Source organism: Peribacillus sp., assembly GCF_059453735.1.
Genome location: NZ_JAZVJO010000363.1, coordinates 1 through 4,018, shown reverse-complemented (window position 1 = coordinate 4,018; position 4,018 = coordinate 1). Strand labels below are relative to the sequence as shown.

Below are 4,018 nucleotides of genomic sequence, written 5' to 3'. Positions count from 1 at the left end.
CTGAACTCCTAAACAACCTATTTAGAGATCCTCTGAATGAGGTCTGGTGCCTTCCCTAATCATAAAAAAACAGCTCACATAATCTGTGAACTGTTTTCCTAACTTATTTTAACGCTTCGTGAACCTTTAGCTGTTTGCCTTTAATGGTTGTGTTTTTCATAGCTTTTAACACAAGCGGTCCTTTTCCATTAAGGATTTCAACGTATGAGACGGTATCCTGAATGGTGATGATCCCAATATCTTCAGCTGAGACGCCATTAATCTTAGCGATCGTTCCAACGAAATCAACAGCACGGATTTTCTTTTTCTTGCCTCCGTTAAAATAGAGCTTCATGATTTGACTATTTAACTGGTCACTTTTAGACTTTTTAATAGTTGGCTGAGCAGCAAGCTTCTTTTCAAAATCAGCTTGGCTGTTGTTTTTTTCTTCGTTAGAAGGAGCTTTCATTCTTGGGATATTAAACCCAATATAGCTTTCTATTTCACTTAAGAATTTATCCTCAAATGGGGTAACCAACGTAATGGCCTTCCCTTTTTTACCGGCACGGCCAGTTCTGCCTGTGCGGTGAACATAGCTTTCCTTTTCTAATGGCAAATCATAATTAATGACATGTGTGATGCTGTCAATATCTATGCCTCTTGCTGCCACATCTGTAGCCACTAGATAACGGAATTCTCCCCGCTTAAATTCCTTCATGACATCCAATCTTTCCTTTTGCTCCATTCCACCATGAATCTTATCCACTGGGTAATTCAAATCCGCAAGATCATCACACAGCTGATCAACACGATCCTTAGTACGGCAAAAAATAATGCAGCTATCCGGATTTTCTACCACCATTAGATTGTGAAGCAATGCTGTTTTATCACTATCTCCAGCTTCCAAAACATAGTGATCAATTTTATCCGTTGTTAAACCCGTTGCTTTTATTTCAATATCCGTAGAGTTGTTCATATGCTTATTTGATAATTTTTTTATATCTTCAGGAAGTGTAGCTGAGAACAGCATCGTCACCCGTTTTTTAGGCAGTTCATGGATAATTGCTTCTACTTGATCAATAAAACCCATGTTCAGCATCTCATCTGCCTCATCAATTACTAGATAACTCAAACGATCTAAAGCAAGCGTTCCCTTCTCAATATGGTCAAGGACGCGGCCTGGTGTACCAACCACTACATGGCTCTTTTGTTTTAACTCAGCTGCCTGTGGAGCAAATGGTTGTTTACCATAAACAGCCGTTGCTTTAATACGTTTATAACGCCCGATATTCGTGATATCTTCCTTCACTTGAACAGCCAGTTCACGTGTTGGTGATAAAATTAAGGCTTGTGGTTTATTTTCTGCCCAATCCACCATTTCACAAATAGGAATCCCAAATGCCGCTGTCTTCCCACTGCCCGTTTGTGATTTTACAACCAGATCTTGTTTCTTCAGGGCAACTGGAATCACTTCGTTTTGTACCTCTGTCGGCACAGTAAACCCTAAATCCTCGAGTGCACGTACAATTTCATCACTTAATGCGTAATCTGTAAATTTTCTTTTCGTCATATAGCTGCCTCATTTATTGTATAGTATCGTATTTCCTAACCCATGTCCGTTCTACTTATATTATATCCAACTTCCCATTATACTCGAAAACGAACCATAATGAGATTTTTACGAGAAACAAGGGGAATGATAAAACAATCATCAGTCCATATTCACAGGAAATCATGACTACATAACCACCATTTATGAACATTATCTATTTATTAAGGATTATTTGAAAAAAATTGTTTCACGTGGAACGCTCTCTTTCTTTTCCCTATCTATTTGTGTTTAATTTAATCTTAACTAAATGCAAATGAAGCTAATTTTACTCCCATCAAAAAAAATTACAATAAACTCTTATTTTCATTTAATATTGGGTAAATACCACTAGAGAGAGTATTTATCTATAATTATTTTTATTCCTAACATATATCAAGGAGGAAATCATGAGGAAATTTCGACAACCGTTATTGATTGCATTAATGACCTTATTACTATCATTCATCGCTCCATTCGCTCAAGCAGAAACAACAGATGGAAAAACCTATCAAATTGCTACAGATATTACTTTTGCACCATTTGAATTTCAAGAAACAAACGGTGAGTATGTCGGTATTGATATCGATTTACTTAACGCGATTGCTGAAGATCAAGGATTTAAAGTTGAAATTAAGCCCTTAGGGTTTAATGCGGCCGTACAAGCTCTTGAGTCCAAACAAGTAGACGGCGTCATTGCCGGTATGAGTATTACCGATGAACGGAAAAACAAATTCGATTTTTCTGACCCATATTTTGATTCTGGTGTGGTCATGGCCGTTAAAGAAGGCAATGACGAAATAAAGGAATATAAAGATTTAAAAGGAAAAAAAGTCGCGGTTAAAACAGGTACAGAAGGTGCAAGCTTTGCTACCAGTATTAAGGATAAATACGGATTTAAAATTGTCACATTCGATGATTCAGCCAATATGTATGATGACGTCAAAACCGGCAACTCTACTGCTGTTTTTGATGATTATCCAGTCCTTGCTTACGGTGCCAACCAAGGTAACGGACTTGAATTAGTGACTGAGAAAGAATCAGGCGGCTCGTATGGTTTTGCCGTTTCTAAAGGAGAAAATCCCGAACTTATTCAACAATTTAATGAAGGGCTAAGTAATTTAAAAGAAACAGGCGAGTACGACAAGATCTTAGACACTTATTTATCAGCACCTAAAAGCGATGAAGATAAAGGAGTCCTCGGTTTAATAAAATCAAGCTATCCAAGTCTGCTAAAAGGATTAGGCATGACGTTGATGCTGACAGTTGTTTCCTTGATTATCGCTTCCATACTCGGAATTGTATTCGGTTTATGCCGAGTTGCCAAAAATAAAGCGTTAAATATGCTGGGCAGTATTTATGTGGATATATTCCGTGGAACACCGCTGATTGTACAAGCGTTCTTCTTCTATTTCGGCGTTCCCGCTGCACTCGATTTCCGTATTTCAGCAATTACTGCAGGTCTATTGACCCTCAGTTTAAATGCAGGTGCCTATATGGCTGAGATTGTCCGTGGAGGAATTGAATCCGTTGATAAGGGACAAATGGAGGCAGCACGAAGCTTAGGTCTTCCTTATAAAAAAGCGATGGCAAAGGTTGTTCTTCCTCAAGCCATTACGTTAATGATTCCTTCTTTCATTAATCAATTTATCATCACATTGAAAGATACGTCCATTCTCTCGATCATAGGAATTAATGAATTAACCCAAAGCGGAAAGATCATTATTGCCAGAAATTTAGAATCATTCAATATGTGGTTAATCGTTGGTTTAATGTACTTTATTATCATCATGATTTTAACAAAAGTATCGCAGCGTCTAGAAAGGAGAATCCAGAATGGCAAAGCTTAAGGTCAATCAGTTGAAAAAATCATATGGTTCATTAGAAGTGCTCAAGGGAATTGATCTTGAGGTACAGGAAGGTGAAGTTGTTTGCCTGATTGGTCCCTCTGGTTCAGGGAAAAGCACCCTTTTACGCTGTATGAATTTATTAGAGGAAGTAAATGGCGGAGAAGTGATGATTGATCATACACTGCTGACAGATAAGAAAGTCAATATTAATAAAGTTCGTGAAAATATTGGAATGGTTTTTCAACATTTTAACGTATTCCCTCATTTATCGGTTTTAGATAATATCACACTTTCTCCAATAGAATTAAAGAAAAATACAAAAGCAGAGGCCAAAGAAATTGCATTGAAACTATTGGATCGCGTTGGTCTGGCAGATAAAGCGAATGCAAGACCTGCACAACTATCAGGCGGTCAGAAACAACGCGTCGCTATCGCTAGAGCATTAGCCATGAATCCTGATATTATGTTGTTTGACGAACCAACTAGTGCCTTAGATCCTGAAATGGTCGGAGAAGTACTGGCAGTTATTCAACAGTTGGCAACTGAAGGCATGACAATGGTCATCGTTACACATGAAATGGGCTTTGCTAGGGAAGTAGCC

Annotated in this window: 3 protein-coding genes; 2 read left to right on the top strand and 1 reads right to left on the bottom strand. The window is 38.0% G+C overall.

Annotated features, from left to right (window positions below; translation table 11 throughout):
- Positions 1–103: 103 nt before the first annotated feature.
- The gene (locus tag AC52RT_RS11635) at positions 104–1,549 is read right to left on the bottom strand and encodes a DEAD/DEAH box helicase (RefSeq protein ID WP_495540895.1); all 1,446 of its coding nucleotides are present in this window, start codon (positions 1,547–1,549) and stop codon (positions 104–106) included.
- A 428-nt stretch (positions 1,550–1,977) separates the two neighbouring features.
- On the opposite strand from AC52RT_RS11635, the gene AC52RT_RS11630 reads away from it, so the two are divergent.
- Positions 1,978–3,417, top strand: a complete 1,440-nt coding sequence (locus tag AC52RT_RS11630; protein WP_495540894.1) for an amino acid ABC transporter substrate-binding protein/permease — start codon at positions 1,978–1,980, stop codon at positions 3,415–3,417.
- Positions 3,404–4,018: amino acid ABC transporter ATP-binding protein (locus AC52RT_RS11625; RefSeq protein WP_495540893.1), on the top strand; the 615-nt coding region annotated here is incomplete at its 3' end. The genes AC52RT_RS11630 and AC52RT_RS11625, both read left to right, overlap by 14 nt.

Coding starts and splice junctions, on each gene's coding strand:
- AC52RT_RS11630 (WP_495540894.1), top strand. CDS start 1,978: ATGAGGAAATTTCGACAACCGTTATTGATTGCATTAATGACCTTATTA.
- AC52RT_RS11635 (WP_495540895.1), bottom strand. CDS start 1,549: ATGACGAAAAGAAAATTTACAGATTACGCATTAAGTGATGAAATTGTA.